This is a genomic window from Parasphingopyxis marina (assembly GCF_014237875.1).
GTDB classification, from domain to species: domain Bacteria; phylum Pseudomonadota; class Alphaproteobacteria; order Sphingomonadales; family Sphingomonadaceae; genus Parasphingopyxis; species Parasphingopyxis marina.
Genome location: NZ_JACJVJ010000002.1, coordinates 799,782 through 817,572, shown reverse-complemented (window position 1 = coordinate 817,572; position 17,791 = coordinate 799,782). Strand labels below are relative to the sequence as shown.

Below are 17,791 nucleotides of genomic sequence, written 5' to 3'. Positions count from 1 at the left end.
CCGCTCCATACATTTGAGAGATTTTTCATGGGCCTTCGCAACGTGGCCATCATCGCCCACGTCGATCACGGCAAGACGACCCTGGTCGACCAGCTTTTCCGGCAATCCGGCACCTTCCGCGACAATGAGCGCGTCGAGGAGCGGGCGATGGATTCCAACGAGCTCGAAAAGGAGCGCGGGATCACGATTCTCGCCAAATGCACAAGCGTCGAGTGGAACGGCAATCACATCAACATCGTCGATACCCCGGGCCATGCCGATTTCGGCGCCGAGGTGGAGCGTATCCTGTCGATGGTCGACGGCGTGATCCTGCTCGTCGACGCCGCCGAAGGCCCGATGCCGCAGACCAAGTTCGTCACCGGCAAGGCGCTGTCGCTGGGCCTGAAGCCGATCGTCGTCGTCAACAAGATCGACCGGCCGGATGCGCGGCCCGCCGAAGTGCTCGACGAATGTTTCGAACTGTTCCTCGCGCTCGAAGCCAATGACGAGCAGCTCGATTTCCCGGCTCTCTATGCCAGCGGCCGGTCCGGCTATGCCGGGCGCGAAGACACGGTCCGCGACGGCGATCTGACGCCGCTGTTCGAAACTATCATGGAGCATGTGCCCGCGCCGACCGCCGATCCCGACGGCCCGTTCAAGATGCTCGCCACCCTGCTCGATCGCGACAATTTCATGGGCCGGGTGCTGACCGGGCGGATCGAGAGCGGCAAGCTGGAAATGAACATGCCGATCAAGGCGATCGATGCCGAGGGTAAGGTCGTCGAGAGCGGCCGCGCAACGAAAATCCTCGCTTTCGAAGGGCTTGAGCGCGTTCCCGTAGAATCGGCGCAAGCCGGTGATATCGTCGCGATTGCGGGGCTGACCGACGCGACCGTGTCGAACACGATCTGCGCGCCGGACGTCAGCGAGCCGATCGACGCCCGCAAGATCGACCCGCCGACCCTGGCGATGACCTTCGCCGTCAACGACAGCCCCTTTGCCGGCAAGGACGGCGACAAGGTGCAGAGCCGCGTGATCAGGGACCGCCTGGAGCGCGAGGCCGAGGGCAATGTCGCGATCAGGATCAGCGAAAGCGCCGAGAAGGACGCCTTTGAGGTTGCCGGCCGCGGCGAACTGCAACTCGGCGTGCTGATCGAAACGATGCGGCGCGAGGGATTCGAGCTTTCCATATCGCGCCCGCGCGTGCTGTTTCGCGATGGCCCGGACGGCCGCGAGGAGCCCTATGAAACCGTCGTCATCGATGTCGACGACGAACATTCCGGCACGGTCGTCGAGAAGATGGCGGCCCGCAAGGGCGAGATGACCGACATGTCGCCTTCGGGCGGCGGCAAGACGCGGATCACCTTCAGCGCGCCTTCGCGCGGGCTGATCGGCTATCATGGCGAATTCCTGTCGGATACGCGCGGAACCGGGATCATGAACCGGGTGTACGAGAAATACGGCCCGCACCGGGGCCCGATCGACGGGCGCGGCAACGGCGTGCTGATCTCCATGGAGCAGGGCGAGGCGATCGCCTATTCGCTCAACACGCTGGAAGATCGCGGCATCATGTTCGTCGGCCCCGGCGAGAAGCTCTACCAGGGCATGGTGATCGGCGAGAATGCGAAGCCGCAGGATCTCGAGGTCAATCCGACCAAGACCAAGCAGCTCACCAATATCCGATCGTCGGGCAAGGACGACGCGATCCGGCTCACGCCGCCGCGGCGGATGACGCTGGAACAGGCGATCGCCTATATCCAGGACGACGAACTGGTCGAGGTGACGCCCAAGGCGATCCGTATCCGCAAACGCCATCTCGATCCGCACGAGCGCAAGAAAGCCTCCCGCAAGACCGAAGCCGCCTGAGGAGGCGGTTCGCGCTAGGCGGGTTCGACGATAAAGATGTCGCCGTCGAAATCGACGATAAAGATGTCGCCGGCGGCACTGGAGACAATGGCGACGATCTGGTCGATGCTGCCGGCATCCGGCTCGAAATCCTCGTTTCGCCGTTCATAGTTGCTGGCCGGCAAGGACGTTCCGTCGTCCAGCGCGCCGATCGGAACCGACCAGATGTTTCCGCTTATGAAATCAGCGAAAATATACTGGGCGAAAAGCTCGGCGATCGGGCCGTCATAAACCACCCCTCCGATCACCGAAGCGCCCTGGCGCGCGCCGTTGCCGCGCGGATATTCGGTAACCGGGCCGGTTAGTCCGCTGGGCGGCGTTCCGCTGAACAGGGAACTGCCTTCGCGGAACGGCCATCCGAAATTGGTGCCGCCGCCATTGATCGTCGACAGCCGGTCGACTTCCTCGAAACTGTTTTGGCCGACATCGCCGATCAGCAGATCGCCGCCCGCAAAGGAGGCGCGAAAGGGGTTGCGCAGGCCGAGCGCGAAAACTTCCCGGGCGCCGCCGCCGCTTGCATAGGGGTTTCCGGAAGGAATCAGAAAATACTGGACGGTGGCACCGGCAAAGGGATCGGGATTGATGCCGACACGCAATATCTTGCCGAGCCGCGAGTTGGGGTTTTGAGCGTTGCCATTGGGATCGCCCGATCCTCCGCCGTCCCCGGTGGCGATATAGAAGAGTCCGTTCTCGTCGAAGCCGATCCAGCCGCCATAATGGTTCGAGAAGGTGGGATGGGGGATGGTCATTATCCCCCCTGTTCCCTGGGGCACCTCCGGGCTGTTCTCGCGGAAGCGGCGAATAGAAATGTCGCCATTGCTGTCGGTCACGAACACGTACATGAAACCGTTGATGCCGCCCCCGTTGGGCACATAGTCCGGCGGCACGGCAACGCCGAGGAGCCCGCCTTCGCCAGTGTCGGACACATTGTTCAGCGTCCGGATCAGGTTCCGCTGGCCGGTCAGGGGATTGAATCTGAACAGCCGTCCGCTCTTCTCGATGACGAAGAGTTCGGTCTGGCCCGGGATGTTGGCCAGATAGGTCGGTTGGACGAAACCGGTGGCAATGCGCCGGACCGCGATTCCCTCCCGGTCATTGGTCACCGTTACGGTGAAATCGAGCGTCGTCGAGGCCTGCCCGTCGCTTACCCGCACAGTCACGCGATACACATTGTCCAGATTTGCATCGGTCGGCAGGTCGAAATTCGGCGGCGCGATAAACCGCAATTGGCCATTGGCGTTGACGGAAAAGAGGTTTTGATCGGTGCCGCCCGATACCGTGTAGGACAAGGTGTCGCCATCGGGGTCGCTGGCCTGGATCTGGGCCACGATTTGCTGGTTTTCGGCGATTTGGGCCGTGCCGCTCGACGTGATCGTCGGCGCGCCGTTCGCCGGCGAAGGCGGAGAGGGGGTCGGTGAGCCGTCGCCGCCGCACGCGGCCAGGGAGAATAGAGCGGCCGAAGAAATCAGACGAAGCATAAGCGCGACACTCCAATTGGCTCCGGCCTTTATAGCGGCAATCAAGCAATAAGGCAGGACGCGGGATCGGGCTACGCTCAATATCGCTACGCTCGCCAAATCCGATTGGCTGGCCTAGTGTCGCGCCAGCAATAAGAAACTGGTCGGAGGAATTGTGAAGCACGGGTCCATTTGGGCATGGGGAGCGCCGCTCGTCCTGCTCGCCGCCTGCAATCCCGACGTCGAACAGACGAGTGGAACGGGTACGCAGCCGCTCAATCGCGGCGACGTCGTGAACAGCCGTGAGCTTGTCCAGCCGGTCGTGATCGGCGATTCCGGCCCGCGCTTCAGTGCCTGTCAGTGGACGGGGCTGGTTCGCGCCGTCAGCGGCAATGGCGTGCTCGACGTGCGCGCCGCGCCGTTCGACGAGGCGAGGCAGGTCGGGTCGCTGACCAATGGGGATCAGATTTTCGTCTGCGGGCGCAGCCACGATCAGCGATGGTTCGCGATCGTCTATGCCGCAAGCGGCGAGCTATCGGGAAATTGCGGGGTCTCTTCGCCGATATCGGCGCGGCGGCGCTATGAGGGGCCGTGCGAGAGCGGCTGGGTGTCTTCGGCCTTCATCCAGCTACGGGCGACCAACTAGCACCCTCGATCTGCAGGCTCAGTCGTCGAGCGACGCCATTTCCTCGTTGGGGCTGTAGCTGGCGAGCAGCGCGCGATTGGCGTCGACATCGGTCGCGACCATCTGGATTTCGGGCTCGTCGTCGATCTCGTGGGGATAGATGAAGCCGTAGACCGGGTAGTTGGTAATGCCGAGCTGGCCGGTCGGCGTGTGCCAGACCTTCACCACGCTCCAGTCGTTATTTTCCGAAACATCTTCGGCGAGAACATCGCTCTCCACCATGCCGCGGCGCGACCAGTTGGCGTGATTGAGGCGGATCTGGCGATCGTTGACGACTTCGCGGACCATCGCGACATGGCCGAGGCGCATCCGGCCATGCGGCCGCAGCACCATCACCGATCCGACTTCGGGGGTAGACCCGCGTTCATACTGACCCTCGGCCTGTGCCCACCAGGTATGGGCGTTGCCGCGAATTTCGACGTCGGACACCGATCGGGCGTAGGTCACGCACTGCCAGCGGGCCTGGGCCGGCGCGGCAAGCGCGAGAATGGCGAACAGAAAGGCGATAAGGCCCGGCAAACGCCGGCTGCGACCCGAAACCATGTGCGACCCCCGAAAGGCAGGTAAGTGAAACTCCTGAAGGGGGATTCCCGCAAAACGCGGTTGCGCAAAGCGCAATGCGGCGAAATGTGACCGGGCGGGGGTAAGCGGTGGAACCTTTGTCTAGTCGTCGCCGGTGTCGACCAGTTCGTCGACGGTGCCTGTCGTCACCGAATGATAGCGGGACCGGGCTTCGGCGTAGATTCGCCGGGCCAGGGGCGCCCCCCAATCGCCTTCTTCCATCAAGGCTTCGAACAGCGGCGCGACGAATTTGCGCCGGCCCATGGAAAGCAGGAACTCCTCGATCGAATCGCGCGCCGGATCGAAGCGGTTGGCGATCGCGAGCTTCAGCCAGGCGAAGCGGATTTCGCTGTTGCGGGCCTCGCTGAAATCGAAGCTTTCGTCGAGCGTTTCCAGCCTCTCCTCCGAAAGGTCGCGGGGCAGGCCGTTCAGGAAACGCTGGCGTTCCTGCGTCGTCCATTCGGGCCAGTTGATCACCGCGATGCTGCCATTGTCGACGAAATTCTCGATCGCCTGGTCGACGGCGCGGAAGCGGTTCGACTGGATATGGACGGCGTTTTCCGGAAGCCCCGGTTCGTACACCCATTCGTCGAGCCCGATCCGGTCGGCCTCGTCGCCTTCGAACAGATTCGCGCGCATATCGGAGAGCAGGCCGGCGCTGGTCTGCGGCTGGAAGGCGTGACGATCGAAATAGTCGCGCAGCCAGGCGTCGAAGCGCGCCCGCCCGACGGTGCGCTCGATGGTGCGCAGGAAGACGGCGCCCTTTTCATAGGCGATGTCGGTCATCCCGTCGTCGGGATCGCGGCCGTCGAGATCGAGGTGCAGCGCGGTATCCGCCGCCGTCAGCCCGCCGACTGCCTCGACATCCTCCATCATGTCGGTCCAGCCGAGATCGGCGAGCATCGCCGCCTGCTCGGTGCCGTAGACCGCTTCCATGATCCGGTTCTCGAAATAGACGGTGAACCCTTCGTTCAGCCAGAAATCGTCCCATGTCGCGTTGGTCACGAGATTGCCCGACCAGCTGTGGGCGAGTTCGTGCGCGATCAGGCTGACGAGCGATTTGTCGCCGGCGATCACGGTCGGCGTGACGAAGGTCAGCCGGGGATTTTCCATGCCCCCGAAGGGGAAGGAGGGCGGCAGGACGAGCAGGTCGTAGCGGCCCCAGCGATACTCGCCATACAGCGCCTCGGCGGCGATCACCATTTCTTCCAGATCCTCGAATTCCGCGGCCGCATCGGCCAGCATCGAAGGTTCGGCGTAGACGCCGGTGCGCTCGCCCAGCTGCTGGAAGGCGATGTCGCCGGCGGCGATCGCGATCAGATAGGGCGCAACCGGCTCGTCCATCTTGAAGCGATAGGCAAGGCGGCCGGGCTCGCCGTCCACGGGTTCGCCGTCGGGGGTGAGCATTTCGGCGCTCATCACCACGCGGATGCCGCGCGGCGCGGTGATCCGCGCGTCCCAGCTCTGGCGGATGCCGGGGCTGTCCTGGGTCGGGATCCAGCTACGATTGAGGATCGCCTGGCCCTGGCTGAAGAGATAGGGGGTTTCGCCGCCCGCCGTCTGTTCGGGTTCCAGCCATTGCAGCGCTTCGGCGCCCGGCGCGGAGGCGTAGGTGATCTTGATCCGGGTTGCGCCGCCCAGCCTGATGGTCAGCGGCGCGCCGTGCGCGTCCCCGCTATCCTCGCCCATCTCCCATTGCAGCGTCTCGCCGTCGCCATTGACGACCTCGCGGATTTCCAGGTCCTTGCTGTCGAGCACGACCTCCTCCGCGCCCTCGGCGACTTCGAGGTCGAGCGTTGCCGTGCCGACCATGCGCTGCGCGTCGAAATCGGCATTGAGATCGAGCGCGACATGGGTGACCCGCGCTTCCAGCGGCCGGGCATAGCTATGGGTGTCGACGCCTTCCTCGCTCGCGAAGATGCTTACGGCATTCTCCTGCGCCGCGGCGGTTCCGCCGGCGTCTCCGGCGGAGCCGCAGGCGGCGATCGGGAACAGCAAGGCGAGCGGGAAAAGACCAAGGATACGCGCGAACATCATACTCTCCGGAAAAACGGACGGTTCGGGGGCAGTTTAGCCGTTCGGGCAGCGAATCCAAGGCTCATGGCGCGCCGCGCACCCTTGACCTTCCGCGCGAAACGGCAGACAATTGACGTGAACGTAAAGCAATAAAAGCTGGAGAGTCCCGATGGCCGATGCCGAATCCCTGGAGCAGTTCCGCGAAGAGGCGCGCGCCTGGCTGGAAGAGAATTTCGATCCGGCGCTCAAGGGCCGTCACAATCCCATGGGAATGGTCGACGGACCGACCGACATGAGCCCCGACATGGTCAAATGGCGCGAGGCGCTCGGCGAACGCGGCTTCGGTACGCCGACTTGGCCCAAGGCCTATGGCGGCGCGGATCTCAGCGCCGAGGAAGTGCGCGTGCTGGACGAGGAAATGCGCAAGATCGGCGCCTATAATCCGATCGGCGGCCTTGCCGTCGGCATGTTCGCGCCGACGCTGATGGAATTCGGCACCGAAGAGCAGAAGCAGAAATGGCTGCCGCCGCTCTCCAACGGCTCAAGCCGCGGCGCGCAGGGTTATTCGGAGCCGGGCGCGGGGTCGGACCTCGCCAATCTGCAATGTTTCGCCGAGGACAAGGGCGACCATTATGTCATCAACGGCCAGAAGACCTGGACCTCGGGCGGGCAATGGGCGGATTTCTGCTTCGGCCTGTTCCGTACCGACAAGTCGACCAAGCATGAAGGCATCACCTTCCTCGTGCTGGACATGGACCAGCCGGGCATCGAGACGCGGCCGATCCAGCTGATCTCCGGCGCCTCGCCCTTTTGCGAGACCTTTTTCACCGATGCGATCGCTTTGAAATCGGACCGGGTCGGCGAGGAAGGGAAGGGCTGGACGATCGGCAAGCGCCTGCTCCAGTTCGAGCGCGCCGGCATCGGCGGCGGCGGCATGCGTTTCATGATGCAATCCCTGGCCGACCAGGCGAAGGACTATGTCGAAGTCGACGACAAGGGCGAGATCGTCGATGCCGAACTGCGGCTGAAGATTGTCAGGCACGAGATGACGGTCCGCAATTTCATGGGCACGATCGCCCGGGCGCAGCGCGAAGCGAAAGAGCAGGGCGGCCCTTCGGCGACCAGCTCGGTGCTCAAAAATGTCGGCGCGAAACTCGTCCAGGAACGCACCGACCTGATGGTCGAGATCATGGGCATGCAGGGGCTCGGCTGGGAGGGCGAAGGCTTTTCCGAGGACGAGCTGAAAGCGACGCGCAGCTGGCTCTGGAATCGCGCGGTCACCATCTATGGCGGATCGACCGAGATCCAGAACAATATCATTGCCAAGCGCGTGCTCGGGATGCTGGATCATCAGTAAGGGTTCGCCGATGCCGACCGCCGCCGAAATGCTGCAAGCCGAATTCGGCTCGTTCGCCGATGTCGTGCGCGCCCATGCCGCCGAGAGGCCGGACGCGGGCGCGATCGCGACCGTGGACCGCAAGCTGAGCTTCGCCGAGCTTGACGCCTATGGCGACCTGATCGCGGTGGGCCTTCAGCGCGATGGCGTGCCGCAGGGCGAGGCGGTTGCGATCTGCGGGCTCAACGGCTGGGCCTATGCGGCGCTGTGGCTCGGCATCCTGCGCGCCGGCGCCGTGGTCGCCCCGCTTGCGCAAAGCTCGACGCCCGAGGCGCTGGCACTGATGATCGAGGATTGCGGATCGCGGCTGTTCTTCGCCGATCGGGCAATCGCCGACACGGTGGACATCCCCGCGGGCGTGACCTTCGTGCCGCTCGACGAGGAGGCCGGCTTCGAGGCCTGGCTGCCGGAAGCCGGCGCGACGCCCAAGCCCGTGGCCATCGATCCCGGCGACGCCTTCAACATCATCTATTCCTCGGGCACCACCGGCACGCCCAAGGGCATCGTCCATTCGCACCTGATGCGCTGGCGGCACGTCACCGCCTATGGCGGGCTGCTTTTCACGCCCCAGACGGTTTCGCTGCAATCGACGCCGCTCTATTCCAACACCACGCTCGTCAACTTCCTGCCTTGCCTCGGCAATGGCGGGAAATCGGTGCTGATGAAAAAATTCGATGCGCGCGAATTCCTGACGCTCAGCGAAGCGGAAGGGGTGACGACAGCGATGCTGGTTCCCGTCCAGTATAAGCGGCTGCTCGCCGAACCCGATTTCGACAGTTTCGATCTCTCGGCCTACCAGATGAAATTCTGCACGAGCGCGCCCTTCGCGGCCGATCTCAAGGCGGACATCCTGAAGCGTTGGCCGGGCGGGCTCGTCGAATTTTACGGGATGACCGAAGGCGGCGGCAGCTGTGCGCTGCGCGCCCACGAATTTCCCGACAAGCTCCACACGGTCGGCCAGCCGATGCCGGGCCACGATATCCGGCTGATCGATGAAGACGGCAAGGAAGTGCCGCAGGGCGGGATCGGCGAAGTCGTCGGCCGGTCCGGCACGATCATGAAGGGCTATCACAACCGCCCCGAACAGACGCGCGCAACGCACTGGCACGATGCCGAGGGCAATCTTTACATCCGCACCGGCGATGTCGGCCGGTTCGACGAAGATGGCTTCCTGCAGCTGATGGACCGCACCAAGGACATGATCATATCGGGCGGATTCAATATCTATCCCAGCGACTTGGAAGCGATCGTTATCGAGCATCCCGAAGTCGAGGAAGTTGCCGTGATCGGCGTGGCGAGCGAGCAATGGGGCGAAAGTCCGGTCGGCGTGGTCGTCGGCCCGAGCGATGCCGAGGCGGTGAAGGTCTGGGCGAACGAGCGGCTGGGCAAGACCCAGCGGCTCGCTGCCGTCCATATTGTCGACGAGCTTCCCCGCAGCGCGATCGGCAAGGTGCTGAAGCGCGAGCTGCGGGAATCGCTCAACCTTTAGGCCAGGCGGCTACTCGTTACAGGTCCAGTCGACGCCGCCGCTGACCGGCGCGCCCTGGCAATTGAGCCGTATCATTTCGCCGGTTCCCGGACGCGGGACTTCGGCATAGCCCGTGAAATTGCCGTTTTCCTGCCAATCCATGTCGATGGAGGCGACTTCGATATTCCGGCCCTGGTAGAAAGTGACGATCGTGTTTTCGAGGCTGCGCGCCTGGATGACGCCGTCGACGCCCGGGCAATCGGACGATTCGATGGTCTGTTCCTCGTTGACGGTCACCTCGCAGGTCGCGTCGGTTTCCTCGTCGGAATCCGGATATTTTACGCGGACCTGGCCATGATAGATGTCGCGGTCGTCTTCATCTTCCTCGAAGCTGATTTCGACCACTTCCAGCCCTTCATTTTCGATCGCTTCCTTGATCGCATCGGCAACGCGTTCGTTGCGCGGCGAACCGACGCTGAACGAACAACCTGCGAGCAGCGCGGTAAGCACGGCCGCACCCATAAATTTTGTCATCATCTGCATGGAATTCCCCTGATTCGCGTTTCGCGACCGCGTGCCGGGGAAACTGCGCGAAGCGTGCGACCAAGTCAAAATGCGAGCGACCCGCAATGGTTTCACTCGGTCGCTTCGGTCCGATCGCAACTCAGCTGCGGCGCGCCGCTCACGTCGTAGGAATAGGCGCAGTCCACGGTAATTTCCGTCCCGGTCTCGCTGTCGCGGATCGTTGCGAGACCCTCGAAGCGCGTTCCGCTGGCGCTGCGGTCCATCGCGATATCGACGACTTCCGCGCCTTCATTCTCATAGGCGCGGCGTACCGCGCCTTCGACCATGGCGCGCTGCTGTTCGAGCGTGGCCTCGGCCTCGTTCTGCGGCTCGGGATCGGGTGAGGCGCAGGCGGCCGCGATCAGCGTCAGCGGCAATATTCGAGCGTAAGAGGAAAATTGCATGCGTCCGGCCCTCCCGATTCCGATGGTGTGCCTCGATACACTCTCACCGCAGCGCCGAATAGATAAGCGTCTTCAGTTCGCGGCGGATCGGATAGATGTTGGAGGGCTGGAGCTGGGACATGAAGACCATCGTCAGGTCCTCGGCCGGGTCGACGAAAAAGGCGGTCGAATACATGCCGCCCCAATAATATTCGCCCTGCGACCCGGGGATCATGGTTTTGGCGACATCGTCGGTGATCGCGAAGCCGAGTCCGAAGCCGGTCCCCGCATTCTGCGCCTCGCTGAACAGGGCGCGCGAATGTTTTGTCAGGTCGCCGCCGCCCGGCAAATGGTTGCGGGTCATAAGCTCGATCGTCTTGCGGCCGACGATGCGAACATCGCCGAGCGTGCCCCTGCCGAGTAGCATCCGGCAGAAGCGCAGATAATCGGCGCTCGTCGACACCAGCCCGCCTCCGCCCGAAAGCAGCTTGGGCTTCTTGCCCCAGAGGCTGTTTTCGGCCCGGTCGGTCAGGACCGGCGCCTTGGGGTTCCAGGTCCAGCAATCGCCGAAGCGGTCCAGCTTCTTCTTCGGTACCGTGAAGAAGGTGTCCTTCATGCCCAGCGGCCGCAGGATATGTTCGGCAAAATAGGCATCGAGCTTCTGGCCCGAAACGCGCTGGACGACGGCGCCGACGACATCGGTCGACACCGAATAATTCCACGCCTCGCCCGGCGAGAATTCGAGCGGAAGAGCGGCAAGCGCCGCGACATAGCTGTCGAGATCGTGACTGCCGTGCCAATTCTCGATCTTCTGTTCGCGATAGGCGAGGTCGATATTGGAGCGGTTCTGGAAGCCGTAGGTCAGGCCCGATGTGTGGCGCATCAGGTCGATCATCCGCATCGACGCATCGGGCGCCCGGGTGAGGAAGGGGACGGCGCCGCCGCCGCCCTTGTAGACTCCGACATCGCTGAATTCGGGCAGGAAGCGGTGGACCGGATCGTCGAGCGCCACCAGCCCGCGCTCGACGAGTTGCATAAAGGCGATCGAGGTGATCGGCTTCGTCATCGAGGCGATACGGTACAGCGTGTCGGCGGCGATCGGGGTGCCGTCGTCTCGGGCGACGCCGGCCTGCGCGAACAGTGCGACATCGTCGCCCCGGCCGATGGTCAGCTGGAAGTTTTTCAGCTTCCCGCTCTTGATATATTTGTCCTTCAGATAGCCCGGAATATAGCTCAGCCGCTCGGGCACGAAGCCCAGCGCATCGGGATCGGCGGTGATCTCCATCAGTCGAACATGATCACGGAGCGGGCGGAATCGCCCTGGCGGAGTTTTTCGAACCCGTCATTGACCTGTTCGAGGCTGATCCGTTCGGCGATCACGCTGTCGAGATCGAGCCGGCCGTCGAGATAGTAGGAAACCAGCCGCGGCATATCGCGCATGAAGTGCGACGAGCCCATCAGCGATCCCTGGATGCGCTTGCCCGCCAGGAAGGTCGGGCCGTGCAGCTCCACCATCTTGCCCGGGGCGATCATGCCGAGGATCGTCGCGGTGCCGCCGCGCTTCAGGATGTTCCAGGCGAGCTGCGCGGTTTCGGGGCGGCCGACCGCCTCGACGGCATAATCGACGCCGCCGCCGGTCGCCTTCAGCACCTGCTTGTCGACATCCTCGTCACCGGCGTCGAAGCTCATCGTCGCGCCCATCTTTTCGGCGAGCGCGCGCTTGGAGGCGACGGGGTCGATGGCGATGATCTCGCCCGCGCCCGCGATTTTCGCCGCGTTGATTGCCGACAGGCCGATGCCGCCGGTGCCGACCACCGCGACGCTTTCGCCGGGGCGCAGGCCGCAATCGTTGAAGATCGATCCGGCGCCGGTGATCACCGAACAGCCGATCAGCGCCGCGCGGTCCATCGGCATTTCGGGGTCGATGGCGACGCAGGCATTTTCATGGACCAGCATCTTTTCGGCAAAGCCGGAAAGGTTCAGGAATTGCGGCAGCGGCTCGCCGCCCATGCTCAGCCGGGGCGGAGCGCCTTCGGCCCGCTTGGTGGAAAGATCGGTGCACAAGGTGTGCTTGCCGCTCTGGCACAGGTCGCAGGTCCCGCAAAAAGGCGCGAGGAAGGTGATGACATGATCGCCGGGCGAGACATGGCCGACCTCGCTGCCCACCGCCTCGACCACGCCGGCCGCCTCATGCCCCGGAATGGTCGGCAAGGGATGCGGATAGACGCCGTCGATGAAGTGCAGATCCGACCGGCACAGGCCGCAGGCCCTGGTCTTGATGAGCACCTCGCGCGGACCGGGCTGATCGATATCGACCTCGCCGATCTCCATCGGCTTGCCGGGTTCGGTGAGGAGCGCGGCCTTCATCGGCTCACCCCGATGTCTCCGCTGCTGACGCTATCGTCGGCCTCCGGCGCGAACTTGCCGAATTCCATCCGGGCGATGGTGCGGGCGTGCACTTCGTCCGGCCCGTCGGCAAGCCGCAGGGTGCGCTGGTGCGCATAGGCGAGGGCAAGACCGAAATCGGTGGTCACACCGGCGCCGCCATGCGCCTGGATCGCGTCGTCGATGATGCGGAGCGCCATGTTGGGCGCGGAAACCTTGATCATCGCGATCTCGGCGCGGGCGATCTTGTTGCCGGCCCGGTCCATCATGTCGGCGGCCTTCAGGCAGAGCAGACGGTTCATCTCGATATCGATCCGGGCCTGGGCGACGCGCCATTCCCAGATGCTGTGATCGGCGATCGTCTTGCCGAAGGCGACGCGCGACTGCAGCCGCTTGCACATCTTCTCCAGCACTTCCTCGGCCACGCCGATGGTGCGCATGCAATGATGGATACGGCCAGGCCCGAGGCGCCCCTGCGCGATTTCGAAACCGCGCCCTTCGCCGAGCAGCAGGTTGGAAACCGGCACGCGGACATCCTTGAGCTCGACTTCCATATGGCCGTGCGGAGCGTCGTCATAGCCGAAGACGGGCAGGTGGCGGATGATGTTCACGCCGGGGGTGTCGGTCGGCACCAGCACCTGCGATTGCTGCTGGTGGCGCTTGGCTTCGGTATCGGTCTTGCCCATGACGATGGCGATCTTGCAGCGCGGATCGCCAAGGCCCGAAGACCACCATTTACGGCCGTTGATCACATATTCGTCGCCATCGCGCTCGATCCGCGTCTGGATATTGGTGGCGTCGGAAGAGGCGACGGCGGGCTCGGTCATCAGGAAGGCCGAGCGGATTTCACCGTTCATCAGCGGGCGAAGCCATTGTTCCTTCTGTTCGCGCGTGCCGTAGCGGTGGAAGACCTCCATATTGCCGGTGTCCGGCGCCGAACAGTTGAAGCATTCCGGCGCGATGCCGACCCGGCCCATCTCCTCGGCGCACAGCGCATATTCGAGATTGGTGAGCTGTTCGCCTTCGAACTCGAACGTGTCGTCGACATGCTCCTGGCCCGAATGCGGCGGCATGAAGAAGTTCCACAAGCCCGCGGCCTTGGCCTTGGCCTTGAGTTCTTCCAGAACCTCGCTCGTGCCCCAGCGGTTCTCGGGCGGAAATTCCGCCTGGTAATCGTCGACGCGCGGGCGGATTTCCTTGTCGATGAAATCCTTGATGCGGTCTCGGAAATAGGTCTGGCGGTCGGTGAGGCTGAAATCCATCGGAACGTCTCCTTCGTCTTTTTGCTTTTATTATCTTATTCGAACGGGTCTGCGGTTCCCCGCATCCGGGCGATGCGCGCTTCGTGATCGGATTGTTCGATCGGGAAGCGCTGCATGATTGCGGCGGCGGCGATTCCTAACACAACGATCAGGCCAACATAGAGCAGCGCGAGATTCTGCAGGACTCCCTGCGCCACGTCGCCCGGCGTGGCCGGTTCGGGAAAGGCTACGATAGTCAGGATCGCGGCGGAAATGAACACGCCCGCGCCCGATACGCATTTCTGGATGAAGAACTGGCCGGCGAAGAACAAGCCTTCCGATCGCTTGCCGGTGCGTTCGGCATCGTCTTCGATGACATCGGCCAGCATCGAGGATTTGAGGATCAGCGCGGCGACATGCGATCCGGTGCCCGCCGCGATGAAGGCGATGATCGAGGGCAGCAGCATCGGATCGCCATTGTCGGGGAACACGCCGGCGATGCGGCCGAGATAGGGGATCGGCAGGATCAATATGGCGCCGATCAAGAAACGCTGCGTGGCCTTGCGCTTGCCGATCCGCCGCGACACCAGGCTCGATCCGATCACAGCGCCGCCAATGCCGATCATCAGCCCCAGCGTGTACCAGGCGAGCGCGATCGAGCCGAGTTCCCAGAAATAGGTGAGGAAATAGGTCAGCAGCCCGAAGGAAATGCCCTGGCTGACATTGGCGCAGAAGCCGGCGAGCATCAGGATCAGGAAAGCGCGGTTGCCGAGCGATCGGAAAATACCCCGGAAGGTCTGGCCCAGGGTCAGGTGCAGCCGTTCCGTCTTCGGCAGGAACTTGATTTCGCTATGGGTGCCGAGCGCGGAAATCAGGATCACGCTCGACATGATGATCGAGGCGATGATCGCGTAGTCGCGATAGCCCTGCGGATTGAGCTGGCCGTCGGGATAGTCGGGCGTCGGCGCAAGCAGGACGGCGAAGGTGAAGAGCAGCATCGTCGCGCCGCCCAGCCAGCCGAAGAAGAAGCGCAACCCGAAGATGCGCGTGCGCTCGTGATAGTCGCTGGTCAGTTCCGGCCCGAGCGCCGCCATCGGAACCTCGAAGCAGGACATGGTCGCGCGGACGAGAAAGGCGATGCCCAGAATGTAGAAGAACATGCCGGTGTTGCTCGCCTCGGGCGGATTCCACAGCAGCAGGAAGAAGAGGCCGGCCGGAATCGCCGAGGCATAAAGGAAGGGATGGCGCCGCCCCCAGCGGGTGCGCAGATTGTCCGACAGGTGGCCGACGACCGGATCGACGAAGGCGTCGAGAACCAGCGCGATCAGGACGGCGGTGCCGACGATCGCCGCGGGCACACCGATCACCTGATTGTAATAGATCAGCAGCAGCAGCGAAAAGCCGTTATCCTTGATCCCGAAGGCCGTGGCACCGAACCCGAAGGCCAGCTTCACCCGTCCCGGAACGCGGCGCGGCAGCGGCACGGCCACGCCGCGCGGTGCGGTATCGGGCGAAGCCGGTTCGTCCATCAGCCCTGCGGGGCTTGGGTAAGGGCGTCGATCAGGCCGGGCGTATCGGGATCCCAGCTATGCCGGGGCCCGACCAGCATGCCGCCATCGACCTTGATGTCGATACCGGTGATGAAGCTGCCCTGTTCCGATGCGAGATGCAGCACGGTCTGCGCGATGTCGTCCGGCATGCCGGCGCGGTGGACCGGCTGGGCCTGCGGGGCGGCGCCGCGCATCGCGCCGTCGACGGCGCGCGCCATCGCTTCGCCTTCGTCCTTCATCGCGTCGGCGAAGATATTGGTGAGGATGAAGCCGGGGCTTATCGAGTTCACGCGGATATTGTGCTGGGCGAGCTCGGCTGCGGCGATCTTCGAAAGATGCATCACGCCGGCCTTGGCGACCGAATAGGCGATCGGGCCCCAGCCGGCTTCATGCGCGGTAATCGAGGCGGTGTTGACGATCGCGCCGCCGCCGGCCTTGCGCATGTGCGGCACGACATGGCGGATGCCGAGCGCCACCGAACGCAGCAGGAGGTTTTGCGTAAAGTCCCACTCGTCGGCGCTGATCTCGTCGATCCGCTTGCGCGCGCCGGCCGCCCCGGCATTGTTGAACAATATGTCGATGCCGCCGAAATGATCGGCCGCCGCGTCGAGCAGTCCGGTGATGTCCGCTTCCTGCGTAACATCCGTCTTCTGGAAGGCCAGGCGGTTGTCGTAGCGGCTTTCGGCAGCCATCGCGGCGCCGGCTTCGGCGTTGAGATCGCCCATCATCACCTGCGCGCCTTCGGCGATGAACGCCTCGGCGGTCGCCTTGCCGATGCCCGAAGCACCGCCCGTCAGCACGACCCGTTTGCCTTCGAATCTCATAGTCGACCCTCTCTCCAGTCAGGCTAGGCCAAAGCCATGACGCCCGAAACCCCGTTGCGTCGGGAAACTTTTTCTTGTCGCTTAGCGGTCGTTGACGTAAACGTAAAGAAGACTCGCGCCTTGCCGGGCGCGGCCAAAAACAGCACAGTGAAAAGAAAAAACCGGGAGAGCTTCCGATGATAGACCTCGAAACGTTCCGCGCCGAAACGCGCGAATGGCTGGAGGCGAACTGTCCTCCCGAAATGCGCGAACCCGTCCGCGACGAGCGCGATGTATGCTGGGGCGGGCGCGACTGGACGTTCAAGAACGACGCGCAAAAGGCCTGGTTCGATGCCTGTGTCGCCAAGGGTTATACGGTGCCCGAATGGCCCAAAGACTATGGCGGGGCGGGGCTGTCGCCGGAAGAAGGCAAGATCCTCCGCCAGGAGATGGGCCGCATCAAGGCGCGGCCGCCCTTGTCGAGCTTCGGCATCTGGATGCTCGGTCCGGCGCTGCTGCAGTTCGGCACCGAAGAACAGAAGCTGCATTATCTGAACGATATCGCGCAGGGCAAGATCCGCTGGTGCCAGGGCTATTCGGAGCCGGGCAGCGGATCGGACCTCGTGTCGCTCCAGACCTATGGCGAAGACAAGGGCGATCACTGGGTCGTCAACGGCCAGAAAGTGTGGACCAGCTATGCCGACAAGGCCGACTGGATCTTCTGTCTCGTCCGCACCGACAAGACCAACAAATATCAGGGCATCAGCTTCCTGCTGTTCGACATGGCCTCCGAAGGCGTGTCGACGAAGCCGATCCTGCTGATCTCCGGCAACTCGCCCTTCTGCGAAACCTTTTTCGACAATGTGAAGGTGCCGAAGGACCAGATCGTCGGCGAACTCAATCGCGGCTGGGATGTCGCCAAATATCTGCTGGGCCATGAGCGCGAGATGATTTCGGGCGGCGGGCTTGGCGATGGATCGCTGTCGCTCGGTTCCAAGATGGTCACCGGGCTCGGCAAGGATGCGATGGGCCGGATGGACGAACCGATGCTGCGCGCCCAGGCCGCCGAGTTCGATGTCGACGCGATCGCCTTCAAGGCGATGTCCGAACGCTTTGTCGACGAGATGAAGGCGAAGAAGAACCATCCGGCGACGCCCAACATGATGAAATATGCGGGCACCGAGCTCAATAAGCGCCGTCACGAACTGGTGATGGCGGCGGGCGGATCCGAAGCGCTCGAATGGGAGAGCGAGGAAAGCGGAGGCGGCGCCAAGGCGCGCACCTGGCTGCGCACCAAGGCCAACAGCATCGAAGGCGGCACGAGCGAAGTGATGCTCAACGTCATCTCGAAGCGGATATTGGAGCTGCCGGACAGCTGATCGCCGGTCGCTCGCCGCT

Annotated in this window: 15 protein-coding genes; 5 read left to right on the top strand and 10 right to left on the bottom strand. The window is 63.6% G+C overall.

From position 1 onward, the window contains the following. Nucleotides 1-27: 27 nt before the first annotated feature. On the top strand, nt 28-1,845 hold the full coding sequence (typA, locus tag H6P80_RS12755; RefSeq protein ID WP_185801742.1) for a translational GTPase TypA: 1,818 nt from the start codon (nt 28-30) through the stop codon (nt 1,843-1,845). Nucleotides 1,846-1,859: 14 nt separating this feature from the next. Here the strand turns inward: typA and H6P80_RS12750 are convergent, their stop codons facing one another. After that, entirely contained in the window at nt 1,860-3,362 is a 1,503-nt protein-coding gene (locus tag H6P80_RS12750; RefSeq protein ID WP_185801741.1) for a PQQ-dependent sugar dehydrogenase, read from the bottom strand. A 154-nt stretch (nt 3,363-3,516) separates the two neighbouring features. On the opposite strand from H6P80_RS12750, the gene H6P80_RS12745 reads away from it, so the two are divergent. Next, nucleotides 3,517-3,987, top strand: coding sequence for a hypothetical protein (locus tag H6P80_RS12745; RefSeq protein WP_185801740.1), 471 nt, complete (start codon nt 3,517-3,519; stop codon nt 3,985-3,987). A gap of 18 nt (nt 3,988-4,005) precedes the next feature. On the opposite strand, the gene H6P80_RS12740 is transcribed toward H6P80_RS12745, so the two are convergent. Together H6P80_RS12740 and H6P80_RS12735 are read right to left on the bottom strand one after the other, a co-directional pair. After that, nucleotides 4,006-4,569, bottom strand: coding sequence for a CHAP domain-containing protein (locus H6P80_RS12740; RefSeq protein ID WP_185801739.1), 564 nt, complete (start codon nt 4,567-4,569; stop codon nt 4,006-4,008). 120 nt (nt 4,570-4,689) lie between these two features. Continuing rightward, the gene (locus H6P80_RS12735; protein WP_221893000.1) at nt 4,690-6,621 is read right to left on the bottom strand and encodes a M1 family metallopeptidase; all 1,932 of its coding nucleotides are present in this window, start codon (nt 6,619-6,621) and stop codon (nt 4,690-4,692) included. Between the two features lie 151 nt (nt 6,622-6,772). Here H6P80_RS12735 and H6P80_RS12730 point away from each other — a divergent pair, with 151 nt between their 5' ends. Together H6P80_RS12730 and H6P80_RS12725 are read left to right on the top strand one after the other, a co-directional pair. Next, a complete protein-coding gene (locus H6P80_RS12730; RefSeq protein ID WP_185801737.1) occupies nt 6,773-7,960 on the top strand; it encodes an acyl-CoA dehydrogenase family protein in 1,188 nt (395 codons plus the stop codon). Between the two features lie 10 nt (nt 7,961-7,970). Further along, nucleotides 7,971-9,488 carry a class I adenylate-forming enzyme family protein gene (locus H6P80_RS12725; RefSeq protein WP_185801736.1) on the top strand — a complete coding sequence of 506 codons (1,518 nt, stop codon included), beginning with the start codon at nt 7,971-7,973 and terminating at the stop codon, nt 9,486-9,488. 9 nt (nt 9,489-9,497) lie between these two features. Here the strand turns inward: H6P80_RS12725 and H6P80_RS12720 are convergent, their stop codons facing one another. From H6P80_RS12720 to H6P80_RS12690, 7 genes are all read right to left on the bottom strand, one after another. Then, on the bottom strand, nt 9,498-10,010 hold the full coding sequence (locus H6P80_RS12720; RefSeq protein WP_185801735.1) for a hypothetical protein: 513 nt from the start codon (nt 10,008-10,010) through the stop codon (nt 9,498-9,500). A gap of 92 nt (nt 10,011-10,102) precedes the next feature. Next, the gene (locus tag H6P80_RS12715) at nt 10,103-10,435 is read right to left on the bottom strand and encodes a hypothetical protein (RefSeq protein ID WP_185801734.1); all 333 of its coding nucleotides are present in this window, start codon (nt 10,433-10,435) and stop codon (nt 10,103-10,105) included. A 43-nt stretch (nt 10,436-10,478) separates the two neighbouring features. Next, the gene (locus H6P80_RS12710; RefSeq protein WP_185801733.1) at nt 10,479-11,699 is read right to left on the bottom strand and encodes a serine hydrolase domain-containing protein; all 1,221 of its coding nucleotides are present in this window, start codon (nt 11,697-11,699) and stop codon (nt 10,479-10,481) included. Further along, nucleotides 11,699-12,781, bottom strand: a complete 1,083-nt coding sequence (locus H6P80_RS12705) for a Zn-dependent alcohol dehydrogenase (protein WP_185801732.1) — start codon at nt 12,779-12,781, stop codon at nt 11,699-11,701. Before H6P80_RS12705 ends, H6P80_RS12710 begins: the two co-directional genes overlap by 1 nt. Further along, nucleotides 12,778-14,061: an acyl-CoA dehydrogenase family protein gene (locus tag H6P80_RS12700; protein WP_185801731.1), complete on the bottom strand. Its 1,284-nt coding sequence runs from the start codon at nt 14,059-14,061 to the stop codon at nt 12,778-12,780. The genes H6P80_RS12705 and H6P80_RS12700 overlap by 4 nt, the downstream gene beginning before the upstream one ends. 35 nt (nt 14,062-14,096) lie before the next feature. After that, nucleotides 14,097-15,569, bottom strand: a complete 1,473-nt coding sequence (locus tag H6P80_RS12695; protein WP_185801730.1) for an MFS transporter — start codon at nt 15,567-15,569, stop codon at nt 14,097-14,099. Beyond that, entirely contained in the window at nt 15,569-16,414 is an 846-nt protein-coding gene (locus H6P80_RS12690) for an SDR family NAD(P)-dependent oxidoreductase (RefSeq protein WP_185801729.1), read from the bottom strand. The genes H6P80_RS12695 and H6P80_RS12690 overlap by 1 nt, the downstream gene beginning before the upstream one ends. Before the next feature lie 176 nt (nt 16,415-16,590). On the opposite strand from H6P80_RS12690, the gene H6P80_RS12685 reads away from it, so the two are divergent. Beyond that, on the top strand, nt 16,591-17,772 hold the full coding sequence (locus H6P80_RS12685; RefSeq protein ID WP_185801728.1) for an acyl-CoA dehydrogenase family protein: 1,182 nt from the start codon (nt 16,591-16,593) through the stop codon (nt 17,770-17,772). Nucleotides 17,773-17,791 lie beyond the last annotated feature (19 nt).

What these genes read in the sequence shown, in the direction of transcription:
- typA (WP_185801742.1), top strand. Translation starts at nt 28, where the DNA reads ATGGGCCTTCGCAACGTGGCCATCATCGCCCACGTCGATCACGGCAAG.
- H6P80_RS12750 (WP_185801741.1), bottom strand. Translation starts at nt 3,362, where the DNA reads ATGCTTCGTCTGATTTCTTCGGCCGCTCTATTCTCCCTGGCCGCGTGC.
- H6P80_RS12740 (WP_185801739.1), bottom strand. Translation starts at nt 4,569, where the DNA reads ATGGTTTCGGGTCGCAGCCGGCGTTTGCCGGGCCTTATCGCCTTTCTG.
- H6P80_RS12735 (WP_221893000.1), bottom strand. Translation starts at nt 6,621, where the DNA reads ATGTTCGCGCGTATCCTTGGTCTTTTCCCGCTCGCCTTGCTGTTCCCG.
- H6P80_RS12730 (WP_185801737.1), top strand. Translation starts at nt 6,773, where the DNA reads ATGGCCGATGCCGAATCCCTGGAGCAGTTCCGCGAAGAGGCGCGCGCC.
- H6P80_RS12725 (WP_185801736.1), top strand. Translation starts at nt 7,971, where the DNA reads ATGCCGACCGCCGCCGAAATGCTGCAAGCCGAATTCGGCTCGTTCGCC.
- H6P80_RS12720 (WP_185801735.1), bottom strand. Translation starts at nt 10,010, where the DNA reads ATGCAGATGATGACAAAATTTATGGGTGCGGCCGTGCTTACCGCGCTG.
- H6P80_RS12715 (WP_185801734.1), bottom strand. Translation starts at nt 10,435, where the DNA reads ATGCAATTTTCCTCTTACGCTCGAATATTGCCGCTGACGCTGATCGCG.
- H6P80_RS12710 (WP_185801733.1), bottom strand. Translation starts at nt 11,699, where the DNA reads ATGGAGATCACCGCCGATCCCGATGCGCTGGGCTTCGTGCCCGAGCGG.
- H6P80_RS12705 (WP_185801732.1), bottom strand. Translation starts at nt 12,781, where the DNA reads ATGAAGGCCGCGCTCCTCACCGAACCCGGCAAGCCGATGGAGATCGGC.
- H6P80_RS12700 (WP_185801731.1), bottom strand. Translation starts at nt 14,061, where the DNA reads ATGGATTTCAGCCTCACCGACCGCCAGACCTATTTCCGAGACCGCATC.
- H6P80_RS12695 (WP_185801730.1), bottom strand. Translation starts at nt 15,569, where the DNA reads ATGGACGAACCGGCTTCGCCCGATACCGCACCGCGCGGCGTGGCCGTG.
- H6P80_RS12690 (WP_185801729.1), bottom strand. Translation starts at nt 16,414, where the DNA reads ATGAGATTCGAAGGCAAACGGGTCGTGCTGACGGGCGGTGCTTCGGGC.
- H6P80_RS12685 (WP_185801728.1), top strand. Translation starts at nt 16,591, where the DNA reads ATGATAGACCTCGAAACGTTCCGCGCCGAAACGCGCGAATGGCTGGAG.